This window comes from Ruminiclostridium sufflavum DSM 19573, from assembly GCF_003208175.1.
In the GTDB taxonomy this organism is placed as follows: Bacteria; Bacillota; Clostridia; order Acetivibrionales; family DSM-1351; genus Ruminiclostridium; species Ruminiclostridium sufflavum.
The window spans coordinates 20,722-37,291 of sequence record NZ_QKMR01000023.1; the positions used below are offsets into that span (position 1 = coordinate 20,722).

A 16,570-nucleotide genomic window follows, 5' to 3' on the forward strand; every position below is an offset into this window, starting at 1 on the left:
TCTCACCACCCGCCGGCTCTCTGAAACGATAAGCATACATCTTGATTCCTTCATCGACTTCCTATATGACAAGCAAATTCTTTTACCTGTTAATCTATTTATATGTTATTAATTTCAATTGTAACTTGTAGCCTTATATCATATATAACTCTTATACTAATCCTGCAATCTTCAATTGATATGAAACAACCTCCAGCGAAAATTGAATTTGCCGTAAGTTAAAGCTATTATAGCATTTAAATAATATACCGTCAATAATACTCCGCAAACGATTTCTACCCTATTTGCAATTTGTTTTTCATGTTTTTTGCGCTACATTTACTCCAGCCCGTATTATTGCCTATAAAGCATCAATTATTTCGATGAGGCTCTCTTTACTTATATAGTTAGTCTCTCTTGCCAGCTCCCCTTCTTTGTAGAATCTTAAATAAGGCACATTATAATTTTTCCAGCAGCTCTCTTTAAACGCCATAAATTCAGAACAATAATCAACCTTGTTGTATTCAAGCTCATATATTTCAATATCCTCCTCAATTTCAAGGCCCGATACCCAGCTCTTCATATATATCCACTGAGGACACCAATCCTGAGTAAGAATTACTATTACCTTGCTTTTTGAAGATATAACGCTTTTTTCAAATTCCTTGTTTTTAACGGCATACATTGCCTGTTCTTTGTTTAATATCTTTTTGCTTATCATAAGTATAACATACCCCTCTTGTCTAATAGAAGCAGCAGAAGAATAGGCACAAGCACTGTGTCTCCCTCCTTTATTCCAAATCGAGCGGTTTCCAACAAACCGCATATGTCATCTGAAAATACAGCTCAATCTATATATTAAATTTACCCAATTTGCAAATAAATAAACAAAATCTTTTTACTGTCAAAGCCATCTGTCATCTGATGTTATGGCTTCCTGCAAGTATCAGCTAAGGTCAGTTACTTATAACCTTTATCAGCATCCCTTCTGGCATTCCTAAAAAAATCTTTCAGCAGCTCTCCGCACTCCTCGAAAAGCAATCCGATTACAACATCAACTCTATGGTTAAATTGCCCAATCCGAAACAGGTCTATTGCTGATCCTGCTGCTCCGGCTCTATTATCCATTGCTCCAATGTAGAGTGTGCTTATTCTGGATTGAATTATTGCTCCGGCGCACATAGGGCAAGGCTCCAGTGTCACATACATTTCACATCCGTCAAGCCTCCACGTACCCAGCTTTCTGGCAGCCCTTCTGATAGCCTCTATTTCTGCATGAGAGGTCACATCCTTTTTTGTTTCCTTGAGATTATGGCCTCTGGAAATTATCTGCCCATCCCTCACAATAATTGCTCCCACCGGAGTTTCTCCTTTTTTATATGCAAGCTTTGCTTGATTTAGGGCCTTTATCATTAATTGCTCTTTTCGTGTGTACATAATTGAGTACCTCATTATGAATATTTAAAGCTTAAACCCTTTACAGGCTTAATAAGCTACATCCCAAGCTCTCCATGCCTCTCATAACAGGTCACCTTACTGATTTTATTTTTTTCATCCACAAAAACAACAGAGGGCTTGTGTTCCTTTGCCTCCCGTGCATCCAGCATACAATATGACATTATAATAACCTTGTCACCCACATGTACACAGCGGGCCGCCGCTCCATTCAGGCAAATCATTCCTGAGCCGCGTTCACCTGCAATTGTATAGGTTTCAAAGCGGTTTCCGTTATCTATATCTACAATATGAACCTTTTCATATTCACAGATTCCCGCCGCCTCAAGCAAATCCTGGTCAACGGTAATACTTCCAACATAGGAAAGCTCAGCCTGTACGACCGTAGCCCGGTGAATTTTACCTTTAAGCATAGATATAATCATACTGTTCCTCCTTTTCCCTTACCATATTCTTTGTAAAATTTCGCAAATTATATCTCAAAGCTAAAATTATCAATCAATCTGGTTTTTCCTATATATACAGCAACGGCAATCAAAACCGTCTTCTCCATTCTGCCGACCTTTTGCAGGGAAATGGCATCAACCACGTCCACATAATCTATTTTTGCAAGGGGTTCAGTGTTTATAGCTTCTGTAATGCCGGCGATAACTTTTTTTACATCTCTCTCCCCGTTTTCAAGCAATTTTTTTCCGATTGAAAGAGAGCGGTTCAGTATTAATGCCGCCTTACGCTCCTCAGCATCTAAATACGTATTGCGTGAGCTTTTCGCCAGTCCATCCTCTTCCCTTATTATCGGACAGCCCACAATTTCAATGTCCATATTCAAATCACGCACCATGCGCCTTATTACCGCAAGCTGTTGGGCATCCTTCTGCCCGAAATAGGCACGGTCGGCACCGGCAATATTAAATAATTTATTTACTACGGTGCATACTCCCCTAAAGTGGACAGGACGGCTCTTACCGCATAAGCCTTCTGTAAGAATGCTCATATCAACAAAGCTGCAAAAATCGGGCATGTACATTTCATCAGCTTCCGGCTGAAAAATTAAATGAGCACCTGTTTTCTCACATAGAGCGGCATCACGTTCCAAATCACGCGGATAGCTTTCTAAATCCTCTGTTGGGCCAAACTGCATGGGATTTACAAATATGCTGACCACTACGCGGTCATTTTCCTCAGCCGCACGCCGAATTAAGCTTTGATGTCCTTCATGCAGATAACCCATCGTCGGTACAAGACCAATACTCAAGCCTTCCTTTTTCCATGCTTTTACCCTTTGGCGGACTTCATCTACTGTGTTTACAATATTCATTTAGCCTCTCCCCCATATAACTTTTCAATAATAGCAGCCTCAATATCAAAGCAATGCTCAGATGCAGGAAATTTCCCATTCTGTACTTCTTCTATATATTGCCTGAAAGCATTTTTCATCTGTGTGCCAATATCCGCATAGCTTTTTACAAACTTTGGAGTTAAACCTGAAAACATACCCAGCATATCCTGATAAACCAGCACTTGTCCATCACAGCCATTTCCTGCTCCGATGCCTATTGTTGGAATGGAAATGCTCTGAGAAATAAGAGCAGCCAGCTTTGCAGGAATACATTCAAGCGTAATTGCAAAAGCTCCCGCCTGTTCTATTTCCTTCGCCGAATCTATGAGCTTAAGCGCCGCTTCCTCACTTTTCCCCTGTACCCGAAAGCCTCCGAAGGCATTAACAGATTGAGGAGTCAGGCCTATATGTGCCATAACCGGTATTGAGGCATCAACAATCGCTTTTATCTGAGGACACACTACACTTCCTCCTTCAAGCTTGACTGCATTCGCATGTCCTTCCTTAACAAGGCGGCCTGCATTGCATACAGCATCATAAACAGAGGTCTGGTATGACATGAACGGCATATCCCCTATAATCAATGTGTTTTTCGCTCCTCTGGCAACTGCTCTTGTATGATGTATCATATCGTCCATAGTAACCTGCAGAGTATTCTCATACCCCAGTACTACCATGCCCAGCGAATCACCTACTAATATAGCATTAACCCCCGCTTCATCCATAAGCCTTGCCGTAGAACAGTCATATGCCGTAAGAACGGCTATCTTTTTGTTATTCATCTTATAATCTTTAAAGGTAAGAACTGTATTACTCATCTTTTAACACTCTCCCATCATCGTTTCCAATTGTGCAAAGCTGCAATCCGGTTTTTTTCTTTTTGCAATATCAATTAATTTTCTGGAAAGCAAAATATACAGCTTTCTATCATCTCCGCTTAAACATGACAAATGCTTCATAACGGTTTCTGTGTCGCACCGTTCAACAGGCCCGGTCAGTGCCTCTATAGGCCCCTGCTTTACAATGTTTTTCATATTGCCGAGCATCAACGCATTTAATGCAAGTCTTGCAGCCTGCTCATTAAAGCCGCAGCTTCCAAGTAAATCAATGCTTGTCTGCGCCAATGCAACCATTAAATTGCTGGCAAATACCGCCGCACTGTGATAGACTGCTTTATTTTCCGGTGAAATTATCTGTACAGAATTGCCCAAACTTTTTAAGAGCATTTGCATTTCATTTAAATGACATTGTGAGCCTTCAATTGTAAAAAAAGCATGCGAAAGCTCCTCGTAGGCTTTCAGCTTGTCACTTATCCCTAAGAGCGGGTGGATAGAATAACCATACGCATTATGGTCATCAATATTTGAAAAAACCGATGATGAAATCGAGCCACTGCAGTGGCAAATTATTTTATTTTTAATAGACAACTTTTCAATGTAATCCCATAGCTCCTTAATTGCTCCGTCCGGAACAGTAAGAAAAAGAGTATCACTTGCCTCTACAATGCTTTCAATGTCCTTAAAGTACATCGTGCCTGTAAATTCTGCTGCCTGTAATGCAGACTGAGGATTTCTGCTGAAATACCCTGTGACCTTCAAACCCTGCTCACAGAAATACTTGCCAAGAGAAAATCCAACCTTTCCTGCGCCTATAAATCCAATTTTCATAATACCACCTCCCTGATTAGTTTAGGCTTCTTAAAGCCCTTCATCCTTATTTCAGAGGAAGTGATGCTCTTGAGGTCTCATTCCTATCAGGATACGAGCCGCCATACCAAAAATAAAATAAAGCAGGCTATAGTTTTATAAAAACTTACTGCTATTTATGTAATATAACACCTTATTTAATTGATGTAAAGCCTATGAAACCAATTGCCCCTGAAGTACCTGCCTGAGCTTCACATAAAACCCTTAAGGCTTCCCTATAATAATCAGCAATTCTTTTCATACAGCAGATACAAGCCCTTTAATAAAAGATTTTCATCATAAAAAATCTTCTCCTCGCAATGGGGAACAATTAACCTCGCCAATCCGCCTGTTGCAATAACTGTAGGATGCTTACCCACTTGCTTTTTCAGCTTGCGGATTATTCCGTCAACCATTGCCGCATGTCCGTAAATACTTCCGCTTTGCATGCATTCTATTGTATTTTTGCCTATAATATTTCCGCACTCTTCAAGATTGACAGCCGGAAGCTGTGAAGCTCTGTTTGACAGAGCCTCCAATGCACTTTTCACTCCAAGCATAATCAAGCCGCCGCGAAAATTCCAGCCGTCATCCACAACAGATACCGTTGTTGCCGTCCCCATATCAAAAATTATTACAGGCTTGCTGTAATAATGTACCGCCGCTACAGCATCAACTATACGGTCGCTTCCAAGCTGCTCGGGGTTTTGCACCATAATATTGAGATTTGTCTTTAATCCGGCTCCTGCAATCAGGGGAATGGTATTAGTAACTATTACAACCGCCTTTTTGAGTGCATTTGTAAGCTTAGGTACAACAGATGAAATTATACTGCCCTTAATATCATTTGTATCAATATTCGCTTTAGCTAAAATATTTTTAATGTAAGCAGCATAATCATCGCAGGAATAATTGCCGTTAGAGTCAACTCTACCCGAAAAAATCACCTTGCCGTTTATCATACATCCGATAACTACTGTGGTATTTCCTATATCAATAGCTAAAATTATATCCATATGTGCGCTCCTTGTTATATTCTGCTATCATTTATTTTACATCCCCGTCAACTAATTACCGCTTTGTAAAGAAACCTCCTGAAAGCGTTATTAAATTAAGTTTATTAAAAACCAAGCTACTAATCAATAGATTTTTTGATAAAATTTGTCATTATTCTTTACTGTTTTCATAAAGTCTGCTATAATTCAGCTGATTCCAAATTTTTTAATAAACTTATAAAAAAAAGGAATGATGAAGAATGTTAAACGGTAAAACAGTTATTCTGGGTGTCACAGGAAGTATTGCCGCATACAAGATGGCAAATGCCGCCAGCCTTTTAAAAAAACAGCACTGTGATGTTCATGTAATAATGACTGAAAATTCAACTAATTTTATTAATCCTGTTACTTTTGAAACCCTGACTAATAATAAATGTCTTGTAGATACCTTTGACAGAAGCTTTCAATATAATGTTGAGCATGTGTCCTTGGCAAAAAAAGCGGATTTAATGCTTATTGCCCCTGCAACTGCAAATGTAATTGCAAAGCTGGCAAACGGTTTAGCTGATGACATGCTTACTACTACTGCATTGGCATGTACCTGTAAAAAAATCATCGCACCGGCAATGAATACCAATATGTATCAAAACATGATTGTACAGAATAATATTCAAAAGCTGATGGATTATGGATTTACTATTATTCCTCCTGTTACCGGCATGCTGGCCTGCGGCGATATCGGCACCGGAAAAATGGCGGATGAGAGCCTTCTCTTAGATTATATCATGTCAGAGCTAGCATATAAAAAGGATATGCTTGGATTAAGGCTTCTGATAACAGCAGGGCCTACTCAGGAGTCAATTGATCCTGTCCGGTATATAACAAATCATTCCTCAGGTAAGATGGGCTATGCCCTGGCAAAAATCGCTATGCTGAGAGGTGCTGAGGTTACCTTGATATCGGGCAGAACCTGCTTAACCCCTCCTCCTCTTATTAATGTTGTGGATGTTGTCAGTGCGGAGGATATGTATAATGCAGTTATTTCAAGGCTGAAGGATCAGGATATCGTTATAAAGGCAGCAGCTGTTGCCGATTACTGTCCTGTTAAAGCAAGCAGCGAAAAAATAAAAAAATCTACGGCAGATATGAATATAGAATTAAAGAAAACCTCGGATATCCTTAAAAAAATAGGAGAGCTCAGAGGGGAGAAGCAGTATATATGCGGATTTTCAATGGAAACCAGTAATCTTATTCAGAATTCTAAGGAAAAGCTGTTCAGCAAAAATATTGATATGATTGTTGCAAACAATCTCAAAGAGCCCGGCGCCGGTTTCAGCACAGATACAAATGTTGTAACCATTATAACGGAGGATAAGGAAATCCCGTTGCAGCTAATGTCAAAGGATATGGCAGCAGAGCAAATTCTGACTAATATTTTAGTTGAAAGAGAACGGAAAGACAGCAAAATGCTGCTTTAGTCCAAAACAACCCTTGTTTTTAATTATTAAAGAAAGCATAACTATTTTCATAGAGTATCCATCACCGCAAGGTCTCTAACCCGTAATTGCCTTTTTGCAATTACGGGTATTTGTTTATAAGACCTGCTGGGAAATTTGAGGTTCTTTACTATAAACATAGAAATGTTTTTTAATATTGGCATTTCATCATTACAATATGTAATTTATTTAAAATTTTTACAAAGTAGTATGTACGAATTTTATTAAATATTGTATAATACATATGACATATTCCTACTTAAATTGCTCTATTAAGCACCCTTATTATCAATTTATATATTTTTCAGGCTAATCTTGTCGAAATATTCACCTTGATTCAGTCTTGATTTAGTATTGAGCAATATTACAATCTGGAGCAAAAAAGCTTGAAAGCATGGCCTGCACACAAACATAGTTCTTTTTTACCGGTGTAAGTACAGGCTGAGGCAATTTTAGAAAAGGCGGTGTACCTTTAAAAGCATAGGTTCTACACTGATAGTTTCATCTCTTTTCGTGCCTTTAGAACAGTGAAAGGAATGATTATTAATATGAACGAAACCAGTTTAGAAAAGCATCCTGAATCAAAGGATTTAGAAGTTGTGCTGCAAAAAGAAATTACTATTTATCTGCATAGAAGTCTGCCTCTTTGCATAGTTCTTGCATTCGATAAATATAAGCCCTGGTATTACTCAAACTTTATACAGATTTTCTCCTATACAAATGAAAGAGGATATATTGAGCTTAATTATTTGGAGCCGCGTGATTGCGCCAGTGAAATATTGGATATGATTTGTTTAGGCTTCCCTCTGCTCAAGCATGTAAATAATATTATTGACTACATTATAGAAAACATTAATATGGGATATTATCTCGTAATAAATGTAGATGAATATTATCTGCCCAATAAATGGGCCTGCAATAAAATTCATTTTATCCATCCATCCTTGATATACGGATATGACAATCAAACACAGCAGCTCAAGGCAATAGGCTTTAATCAGAATATCTTTCAGGAAATAACCTTTGATTATTCCCAATTCAGTGAGGCATATGACAATGGTAAAATTCATTATAAAAATTCTGCTCCCTGGAGTGAATGGTCGGCAATCCAGCTAATGCGGCCCAAAAATTTTGAAGCTGAATATCCTTTTAGCCTTGAAAATTTTATAAGGGAATTAAAAAATTATTTATTTTCTACAGGTGACAGTAAAAAGCTCTATTCCTTTGACTATCATGATAGTCAGGTTGAATACGGCTTCCGGGTATATGATGTTTTTATAAAAAGCTTGGAGGATCTTCTTCAGGGCAGTATAACCTCAGACTACAGGGCAATTCATTTACTGGCTGAGCACAAAAAATGCATTTATGACAGAATAGGATATGTCATCTCCACATACAAGCTTACAGGAGAAATTGTTGCACTGCACGAGGAATATATGTCAATTGTCAAGCTCTTTGATATTATCAGAATAAAGATTTTGAAAAATCTTAAAGCATTTGGAAATTCCAATATATACAATCCTAATGTCAATCAGCTGAACCCCAAGCAAAAAGCTAAAGTAGAGGATGATATCAAAAGAATAAAAGAATATAAAGATACGGAGTATAACATTTTGCTTAAAATACTTCATCAACTGGAATTATTTTTTAATACAAAATAAAGTTATTTTTAGTCAGGAGGGTTTCAAACGAAAAAATATAGTTTTGTAATTCCTACATATAATAATAAATTTCAGCTGAGAAATTCTTTAGTTGCTTTAAACTTATTGGAAGGCTTTAAAAGAAATGAATTTGAGGTAATAGTTGCAGACGACGGGTCAAGCGATGATACGGAGTCTTATATAAAAGGGATTAATACCAGCTATGAATTAAAATATATTTATCTAAAAAGGGATGACAGCTCCTGCCGCTCAAAAGCAAGAAATTGCGGTATAAAAGCAGCGGAGGGAGAATTTATAATATTTATTGATGCAGATATAATTGTCAAAAAGGACTATCTTTTGGAAGTAGACAGATTCTGTTCAAAAAACAAAAATATTTTTATGGCAGGACTCAGGTTAATGCTCCCCGAAGATATCCCTTTTGAAACCGTTAAGGATGGAAGCGTCTTTGAAAAATATACCTTTGACCCTGAACATACTGAATTTCATGAATTCAGATGTGATATTCTGGAGGAATTATCATATAATGCAGCAGCTATACTGTATCCCTTTATGTATGGCCAGACTTGCAATTTGGTTGCGCCAAAAAGCATGCTTGATAAAATTAACGGCTTTGATGAAGCCTTAAAAGCATGGGGTCTGGAAGACATTGAGCTATGCTACAGGCTTTGGAAAATGGGACTGAGGTTTGTTTTGAACAGTAAGCTGGAAGTACTGCATCAATTTCACTGGGTTGAAGGGAAAATAGTTGATGAAAGCAAGCTTGCGGGCGTAATGGAAAATACCAGATTGTTATTATTGAAGCATCCTGATATTTTTAACTTACCGGAGGACAAAGTTTATGAGCTTTTCAAAAGTATAGCAAATAATTTCCGGTTTGTTGAAAAGCCAATACCTGAAACCTGCAATCGTATTATAATAGATTTTAAAAATAAAGCTTACCTGAAAGACATAAAGCAGATTATTGTAATGAGCTCTGAGTCAGAGAATAATGATATCATCGTAAAGGATTATCTTGAAAACACAGATCTGGACGTATGGATTCAGCAATTAGGGAAAAGAGCCAGCACACCCAGATACTATCCTATGTCAAGGAAATTGAAAAAGCTGTGATAGTATGCAATAAATTTGTATTCTTATATTACAGGCTGCAGCAGTCACTATATTTTAATATTGGTATGTATCTTTAAACATAGGCTGCCGCAATTGGAACCAGAGCAGGAGTATCTTTTAAATGCGCTGATTTTTAATTGCAGCAGCCTCTTTATCAATTCTGTCCATTTTTATTTTTTATAAAGGCAGCAATAACCTTATCCAAATCAGGTATAGATGGTATCGAACCTTTTTTTTCAGTACTCATGGCAGCTGCAATATTTGCCATAAGCACAATCTCCGATATTTTCTGTGCAGATAGCTCTTGAATATTTCCGTTATTTTCTAAAAACTTAATCAGAAAGGTTCCCCAGAAGGTGTCTCCCGCACCTGTGGTATCTATAACCTTTGCAGGAAACTCAGGATATGAGCCGATAAATTTTTGGGTTGAATATAAGCAGCCCTGCGCTCCCATCGTAACTGCCGCAAAGGATAAGTCATATTCCAGCAGAGCCTTTATGCATTTTTCAGGTTCTTTTTCTCCGGTAACCATCTGTGCTTCTTCAATTGACAGCTTTGCAATATCCGCATATGAAAGTCCGTATTTCATTGCTTCTATTGCGCTATCGGCATCTCTCCATAAGAGAGCTCTGTAATTGGGGTCAAAGGAAATTATTTTTCCGCAGGCCTTTGCATATTCAACAGCACACTTAGTTGCCGAAAGGGAAGGCTCATGGGTCATCGACAAGGTTCCGAAATGAAATATCTTACAGTGCTCAATAATCTCAAAATTAATTTCCGAAGGCAAAAGACATATATCAGCGCCATGATTCCTATAAAAGTTAAAACTTCTGTCTCCCTTATCATCCAGAGCTACAAAAGCCAATGTAGTATTATGTTCGGAATCCATAACCAAGTTTCGGCAATCTATAGATATCGCCTGAAGCTGATCTCTTAAAAACTCCCCGAACATATCAGCTCCCACCTTTCCTATAAAGGCGCACTTTCCTCCATATTTAGATATAACAGCTAATACATTGGCAGGGGCTCCCCCCGGATTCTGCTGAAAGCATCTGGTACCTGCATTATCAGAAGATATCTGTGTAAAATCTATAAGAAGCTCTCCGAGAGCTACAACATCAAGCATAATTCAAACCTTTCTTTTGCAATAATTTTATAAGTATTGAGAAAAACCCAAACCGTCAACGGGATTTTCTAACATTCCATAAACATCAGCGGAAGCAGGCTCCTTCACAGGAAGCCTTGTTCTGCTCAATGTTTTATTTCTCTGTTCCATTTGGGTAAAAAATGGTCTTGAGCCCTGAATTCCCTGACATTATTTCCTCAAAAAGTTTTGGAGCCTCCTCCAATAAAAGCTTTTTATCTACAAGGTCTGTCAAATTAATTTTCCCGCTTCTTGCAATTGCGATTGCTTTACCAAAGGTCTTTTTCAGTGCAAAGCTTCCGCAAAGCTTCAGCTCCCGTTTAAACACCTCATAAGGATTTATTGTCAAGGCACTATTATCCGGGCATACGCCAAAGAAAAGTATTGTACCCGAGTCCTTTACATACTTTATTTCGTTCTCTATAACCTTTGGCACCCCTGTACAATCAATAACAACTTCAAAGGAATTTACGAGTCCCAGCTTTTCAAATTCAGCAGAGGTATAAGTATAATCTGCTCCCAGCTTTTTTGCTAATGCTAGCTTATCCTCAAACAAATCAACGACAGTCACACATGCAGCTCCATTTAATCCAGCCAGCTGAGCATGCATAAGACCTATCGGTCCTGCACCGAATATAAGCACGGAGGAGCCCAAGGGTATTCCTGCCTTTTCCTGTCCGTAAACTACGCAAGCTAGAGGTTCCACCATTGACGCCTCGGTAAAGGAAATATCTGAAATATCAAATACGCAGCGCTCAGGAACAGTTAAATACTGGGCAAATGCGCCATGCCTTGTAACCCCGACCGCATGCATATCAACACAAAAATTCTGGCGGTTTTCCTTGCAGGCGTCACAAGCTTCACAGAATATGTTCGGATCTGCCGCTACCCGCTGCCCAACCTTGAACTTTGTAACTCCTTTTCCAATACCGGCTATAATACCTGAGAATTCATGACCCGGAATTCTTGGATAACTCCCGAAATATTCGCCCTTGTATATATGCACATCTGTACCGCATACCCCTGCCGCCTTTACCTCGAGAAGTATTTCATCATCAGCGGGAACAGGTATTTCTGTCTCCCGGACGATACCAACATGGGGTTTTTCAATAAAAAATGCTTTCATAATAAATCACCTTCCTCGGTCGCTATGCCTAATCTATAATCGCGTTCTGTTCCCGCAGGAGATTTCGCAGCTTGCCGACATCAATATTACATATAGCCGCAGCTGTTTTCACAGCTAGTGCGGCAGCCGTACCTGCCGCCTGTCCCATTCCCATGCAGCATGCCTGAACTCTCATTGTGGCAAAGGCATGCCTGTCGGCAGAAGCGCATCTGCCTGCAACAATCATATTTATACTGTCTTTCGGTATCAGAGCACGCAAAGGAATATTATATGCCTTTTTGAAGGCTACAAGCTCTTGATTTGTATCCTTGCTGCTATGAATATCTATTACATGTGCACCCTTGCATACAGTGTCACTGAAATCCACAGGCTCTAAAATATCCTTTATTGTCATTTCGTAGTTGCCTGTAATCCTGTAAGTCTCTCTGACACCTGTCTGACATCCGGATTTCACAATATAGCAATCTTTAAATTCATCAAAATTATTTTTGAGCACCTCTACCATTTTAAACAGGTCTTCCCTCATACGGCATTCGACACGAGACTGCTCAAAGGCATTACTGCCGTCTCCTGCACATCTGAGCATATTAATGCTTACCTGTCTGTCAACAAAATACCATTCAAACCACGGTCCGCCGAACAAAGGCACCTCTTGGGTTTCTGCCAGCTCTCTCAGCTTTTTTGCAATACGTTCATCCGCAAATCTTCCGTTTTCAATATCCATTATTCTTTCATCCAGCTTTTCAGAATCCACATTGCCAAGATGAAACCAAAGAGACATCGGCTGCAATTCATCGGCTTTTTTTGTTTCAAAGCCTGCCCTTCGGCATACATCCGCATCGCCTGTACAATCAACAACGGTGTCACACATAACGGCCTGTCTGCCGCTTTTATTTTCCACAATTATGTGAGTTACTTTTTTCCCCTGACTATCCTCTGTGATGCAATCGGCAACTATTGTATGGAATAGTATCTGAGCACCGGCTTCAAGTACCATCCGCTGTGCTATCAGCTTATATTTTTCATCATCAAAGGGTATATTGCCATTTTCGTATGAAGTTACAGCCCCTCCAATAGCATGAAGGCGTGATATAAATTCATAAGGTATCCCATCTATCACCCTCTGTTTTTCTTTATTGAATTCACTGATAGGTGCTACAAGCCCTGCTGTCGCCATACCTCCCAGAAATCCATAACGTTCTATAAGCAGTGTGCTGCACCCGCTTCTGGCGGCTGCAATTGCGGCAATAAACCCTGAAGGGCCTCCTCCGCATACAACAACATCCCATTTACCGCATACCGGTATATTTCGTCCCTTTTCCAAAAAGTCCATAGTTTTACTCCTAGATATTGAATTGACTAATCCTCCATTTTTACTCCAAGCTCAATGAGCCTTTTACGAACCAATTCCGGAGATAAATCCCTCGGAGAAACCTTGCCTTTTACTGCCAAGGCCGCTGAAATACCTGCTCCCTGTCCCATTGCCATGCATATTGTCATAACCCGGTATGAGGCATGAGCTCTATGCGTTCCTGAAATACACCTTCCAGCCAGAATTAAATTTTCTGTTTTGACAGGGATAAAGCATCTGTAAGGGATATCATAAGGCTGCACCTCTTCCGGCACTCCTTCTGCCTGCCCTCCGCCTTCGGGATTGTGTATATCTACAATAAAATTGGCATTATGAACAATTGCATCACTGAACTTTCTGCCTGCCGACAAATCCTTATCATTAAGCATGTATTCTCCGATAAATCTGCGTGTTTCACGTACCCCAAGTGTTTCTGCACTTGAAGTGATATAGCATTGTTCATAGCCGGGTACATGCTTCTGCAGGAAATCCACCAGCCTGTACATCTGATTTCTTAAAATAACCTCTGCTTTCGTGATATCATTAACCTTTGTGGCATCTATTCCATTAGCCTGTGTTGTATTGACACATCTTTCTCCGGGTGTTACCGTACGATGCAGGCGCACTGAGGACATAACCTCAGGCAGCAAGCCTTCACTGACACACCTGGCTGTGTAGTCCAGAAACCTTTCATCTCCGAGCCTTACATCATCAACCTCACCAATACAGGTAATTGCCCGGCTTTCATCCACACCCGAAATCGTAAACTCCAGTGTCGTGGGCTGCATAAGTCCACTATCTTCTCTTCCCTTCTCAAATTGAGCTCCGGAGAAAAAAGCCACATCGCCATCCCCGGTTGCATCGACAATCACTTCGGCAGTCAGTGCATACATCCCCTCTTTACCGGCTATAACAAGGCCACGTACCTTGCCGCCCTCCATAATTACATCTGATACAGGTGCTTGAAGATAAACCTCTGCGCCGGATTCATTCACAAATTTTGTCAAGACACATTTTGCTTTTTCCATATCGTGTGCCAATCCAACCACACCAAGTATATCGTTATTCGGAACTCCCAGAAGCGCCATTAATTCATCACGTATGCCGCCGGGAGCAACCTCACCTAAAATCGGCCCTACATGTCCTACTGTAATATTGCCGCCCAGCACACCATATCTCTCAATTAATGCAACCGACGCTCCCTCACGGGCTGCGGAAACAGCTGCACATATACCGGCTGGTCCGCCTCCTGCCACAATTACATCATAGTTCTTTATAATAGGTAAGCTTTTCGTATATTTTATTTCCGGCATGATATCAATCCTCATTTTCCACTTTATTTATTATCCCTTTACAGCACCAACTGTAAGTCCTGCTACAAATTGCTCCTGTGCGAATAAGAATATTATTATTATAGGAATAGTTGATATAGTATTCGCTGCCATCAATACCCCGTATTTCAAATCAAACGGATCTGCATATAAAGTGGCAAGTCCTAACGGCAAGGTCATCATTTCCTGTGATCTAATCATAATAAGAGGCCAGAAATAGCTGCTCCATGAATTGATCCAGAGAAAGATACCTAGAACTCCAAGACCTGGCTTAACAAGCGGCAGAGCAATTTTAAAGAAAATCCCGTACTCGCTCACGCCATCAATACGTGCACACTCAACCAGCTCTTTTGGAAGTGACGTTTCAACATATTGCTTCATCAAAAATATTCCAAACATACTTACTGCATATGGCAATATCAGCGATGCATATTTATCTATCAAATTCGCTTTTACCATTATATCGAAAACTGGAATTATAGTTACTATTTCCGGTATAGCTACCGTACTCAAGACTGTCCAAAAAATTACTTTCTTAAACCTGAAATTATACACTCCGAACGCATAGCCTGCCGCCGAACATATAAGCAAGCCCAATAACACCGATAATATACTTACAACGAAACTATTCCCCATCCATCTTGTAAAAAATGTATCTGCAAATAACTCAACATAGTTTTGAAATGTCGGGTTCAGTGGAATCAGAGATTTTTCTATACTATAAAAATCACCGCTGCTCTTAAATGAATTCACAATCATCCAGTAAAACGGTATAAGCGTAACAACCGCAAACAATGTCAGCATTGTGTGTATAAATATTTTAACTATGCGGTCCTTTCTGGTTTTTGACACTTTAAGATCACACCTTCCTAAGAACATTCTGTTTGCTTAATTTAATCTATATAATTCAATTACTCTTTTTCACTTAATTGCTTTACATACATAATTGAGAAGAACATCATGAAAAGAGTCATTATATATGCAACTGCCGAACCCTTGCTCAAATTCCCATCCAAGAAACTGGTCTGGTACAGATACATTTGAAGAGTAAGCGTTGAATTAGCTGGTCCGCCTTGTGTCAATATCCATGGCTCATCAAAAATCTGGAAGGACAATATGGTGGACATTATAACCACAAACATAAGCATTGGCTTGAGTAATGGAAGTGTTATTTTAAAGAAGGTAGTAATAGCACCTGACCCATCAATATCTGCAGCTTCATAAACATCATCCGAAATACCTGCAAGACCGGCAAGAAAATATGCGCAATAATAGCCTACACCTCTCCATACACGCATGATAATTACGCCCCACATTGCCAGTTTCATATCGCCAAACCATCTTACATCTAATTCAGCTCCAAATACATTAAAAACTGAACTTATTAATCCGATATTTTTTGCAAAAATCAAATCAAATACTATTGCTACTACAGGCAGCATCATAGCCATCGGCATAAAGTATATTGATCTGTATATCCTTCTTCCTCTGATCTTCGGTGAACTCACAATAACAGCCATAACTATAGCCACAAAGATCATTATAACATTGTAGATTATAACAAAATAAAATGTATTACCGACTGATTTCCAGAAGACTCTGTCTTTAAATAGTTCAATATAATTATCAATTCCGATAAATGTTATATCTCCCCCGAAATAGCTTGTAAAACTGATTAAGAACGACCAAACTATAGGCCATAGCCTGAAAATAAGAAAGAAGGCTATAAATGGGAAAAGGAATATATAGGGCACTACTTTTTTACTATTTAGCATTGTCTTTATCGCAACCGTAACTTGTCCCACCTTTCTAAGCAATTTAGGCTTGCACCCCTTGTGGTTATTATAGGCACAAGCCTAATTTATAAGTTATTTATCTGAAATTCAGATATATAT

Annotated in this window: 16 protein-coding genes and 1 other annotated feature (1 of these 17 cut by a window edge); of the genes, 3 read left to right on the forward strand and 13 right to left on the reverse strand. The window is 39.2% G+C overall.

Annotated elements, in window-relative coordinates; genetic code table 11:
* Window positions 1–63 (reverse strand) — a binding site (T-box leader); it reaches 195 nt to the left of the window's first position.
* 277 nt (window positions 64–340) lie between these two features.
* The 7 genes from LY28_RS15730 to LY28_RS15760 form a co-directional block, all read right to left on the reverse strand.
* Window positions 341–700 carry a hypothetical protein gene (locus LY28_RS15730; RefSeq protein WP_110463140.1) on the reverse strand — a complete coding sequence of 120 codons (360 nt, stop codon included), beginning with the start codon at window positions 698–700 and terminating at the stop codon, window positions 341–343.
* Window positions 701–939: 239 nt separating this feature from the next.
* Window positions 940–1,416, reverse strand: a complete 477-nt coding sequence (gene tadA / locus LY28_RS15735) for a tRNA adenosine(34) deaminase TadA (protein ID WP_110463141.1) — start codon at window positions 1,414–1,416, stop codon at window positions 940–942.
* 56 nt (window positions 1,417–1,472) lie between these two features.
* Complete coding sequence (gene panD, locus LY28_RS15740) at window positions 1,473–1,859, reverse strand: aspartate 1-decarboxylase (protein WP_110463142.1); 387 nt, start codon at window positions 1,857–1,859, stop codon at window positions 1,473–1,475.
* A 47-nt stretch (window positions 1,860–1,906) separates the two neighbouring features.
* The gene (gene panC / locus LY28_RS15745) at window positions 1,907–2,752 is read right to left on the reverse strand and encodes a pantoate--beta-alanine ligase (RefSeq protein WP_110463143.1); all 846 of its coding nucleotides are present in this window, start codon (window positions 2,750–2,752) and stop codon (window positions 1,907–1,909) included.
* The gene (gene panB, locus LY28_RS15750; RefSeq protein WP_110463144.1) at window positions 2,749–3,591 is read right to left on the reverse strand and encodes a 3-methyl-2-oxobutanoate hydroxymethyltransferase; all 843 of its coding nucleotides are present in this window, start codon (window positions 3,589–3,591) and stop codon (window positions 2,749–2,751) included. Before panB ends, panC begins: the two co-directional genes overlap by 4 nt.
* 3 nt (window positions 3,592–3,594) lie before the next feature.
* A complete protein-coding gene (locus tag LY28_RS15755) occupies window positions 3,595–4,440 on the reverse strand; it encodes a Rossmann-like and DUF2520 domain-containing protein (RefSeq protein ID WP_110463145.1) in 846 nt (281 codons plus the stop codon).
* Between the two features lie 263 nt (window positions 4,441–4,703).
* Window positions 4,704–5,474 (reverse strand): type III pantothenate kinase, encoded by a 771-nt coding sequence (locus LY28_RS15760; RefSeq protein WP_242981368.1) that lies wholly within the window; start codon window positions 5,472–5,474, stop codon window positions 4,704–4,706.
* A 239-nt stretch (window positions 5,475–5,713) separates the two neighbouring features.
* Between LY28_RS15760 and coaBC the strand changes: the two genes are divergently transcribed.
* The 3 genes from coaBC (at window position 5,714) to LY28_RS15775 (ending at window position 9,723) form a co-directional block, all read left to right on the forward strand.
* Complete coding sequence (gene coaBC / locus LY28_RS15765) at window positions 5,714–6,931, forward strand: bifunctional phosphopantothenoylcysteine decarboxylase/phosphopantothenate--cysteine ligase CoaBC (protein ID WP_110463146.1); 1,218 nt, start codon at window positions 5,714–5,716, stop codon at window positions 6,929–6,931.
* A 566-nt stretch (window positions 6,932–7,497) separates the two neighbouring features.
* Window positions 7,498–8,610 carry a hypothetical protein gene (locus tag LY28_RS15770; RefSeq protein WP_110463147.1) on the forward strand — a complete coding sequence of 371 codons (1,113 nt, stop codon included), beginning with the start codon at window positions 7,498–7,500 and terminating at the stop codon, window positions 8,608–8,610.
* Window positions 8,611–8,658: 48 nt separating this feature from the next.
* On the forward strand, window positions 8,659–9,723 hold the full coding sequence (locus LY28_RS15775) for a glycosyltransferase family 2 protein (RefSeq protein ID WP_110463148.1): 1,065 nt from the start codon (window positions 8,659–8,661) through the stop codon (window positions 9,721–9,723).
* 154 nt (window positions 9,724–9,877) lie between these two features.
* Here the strand turns inward: LY28_RS15775 and LY28_RS15780 are convergent, their stop codons facing one another.
* The 6 genes from LY28_RS15780 to LY28_RS15805 form a co-directional block, all read right to left on the reverse strand.
* On the reverse strand, window positions 9,878–10,849 hold the full coding sequence (locus LY28_RS15780) for a carbohydrate kinase family protein (protein WP_110463149.1): 972 nt from the start codon (window positions 10,847–10,849) through the stop codon (window positions 9,878–9,880).
* Window positions 10,850–10,982: 133 nt separating this feature from the next.
* Window positions 10,983–11,993: a zinc-dependent alcohol dehydrogenase family protein gene (locus tag LY28_RS15785; protein WP_110463150.1), complete on the reverse strand. Its 1,011-nt coding sequence runs from the start codon at window positions 11,991–11,993 to the stop codon at window positions 10,983–10,985.
* A gap of 28 nt (window positions 11,994–12,021) precedes the next feature.
* A complete protein-coding gene (locus tag LY28_RS15790; protein WP_110463151.1) occupies window positions 12,022–13,326 on the reverse strand; it encodes an FAD-dependent oxidoreductase in 1,305 nt (434 codons plus the stop codon).
* Between the two features lie 26 nt (window positions 13,327–13,352).
* Window positions 13,353–14,657, reverse strand: coding sequence for an FAD-dependent oxidoreductase (locus tag LY28_RS15795; protein WP_110463152.1), 1,305 nt, complete (start codon window positions 14,655–14,657; stop codon window positions 13,353–13,355).
* Between the two features lie 30 nt (window positions 14,658–14,687).
* Window positions 14,688–15,527 carry a carbohydrate ABC transporter permease gene (locus LY28_RS15800; protein WP_165835601.1) on the reverse strand — a complete coding sequence of 280 codons (840 nt, stop codon included), beginning with the start codon at window positions 15,525–15,527 and terminating at the stop codon, window positions 14,688–14,690.
* A 59-nt stretch (window positions 15,528–15,586) separates the two neighbouring features.
* Window positions 15,587–16,492: a carbohydrate ABC transporter permease gene (locus LY28_RS15805; RefSeq protein WP_110463154.1), complete on the reverse strand. Its 906-nt coding sequence runs from the start codon at window positions 16,490–16,492 to the stop codon at window positions 15,587–15,589.
* Window positions 16,493–16,570: the final 78 nt, after the last annotated feature.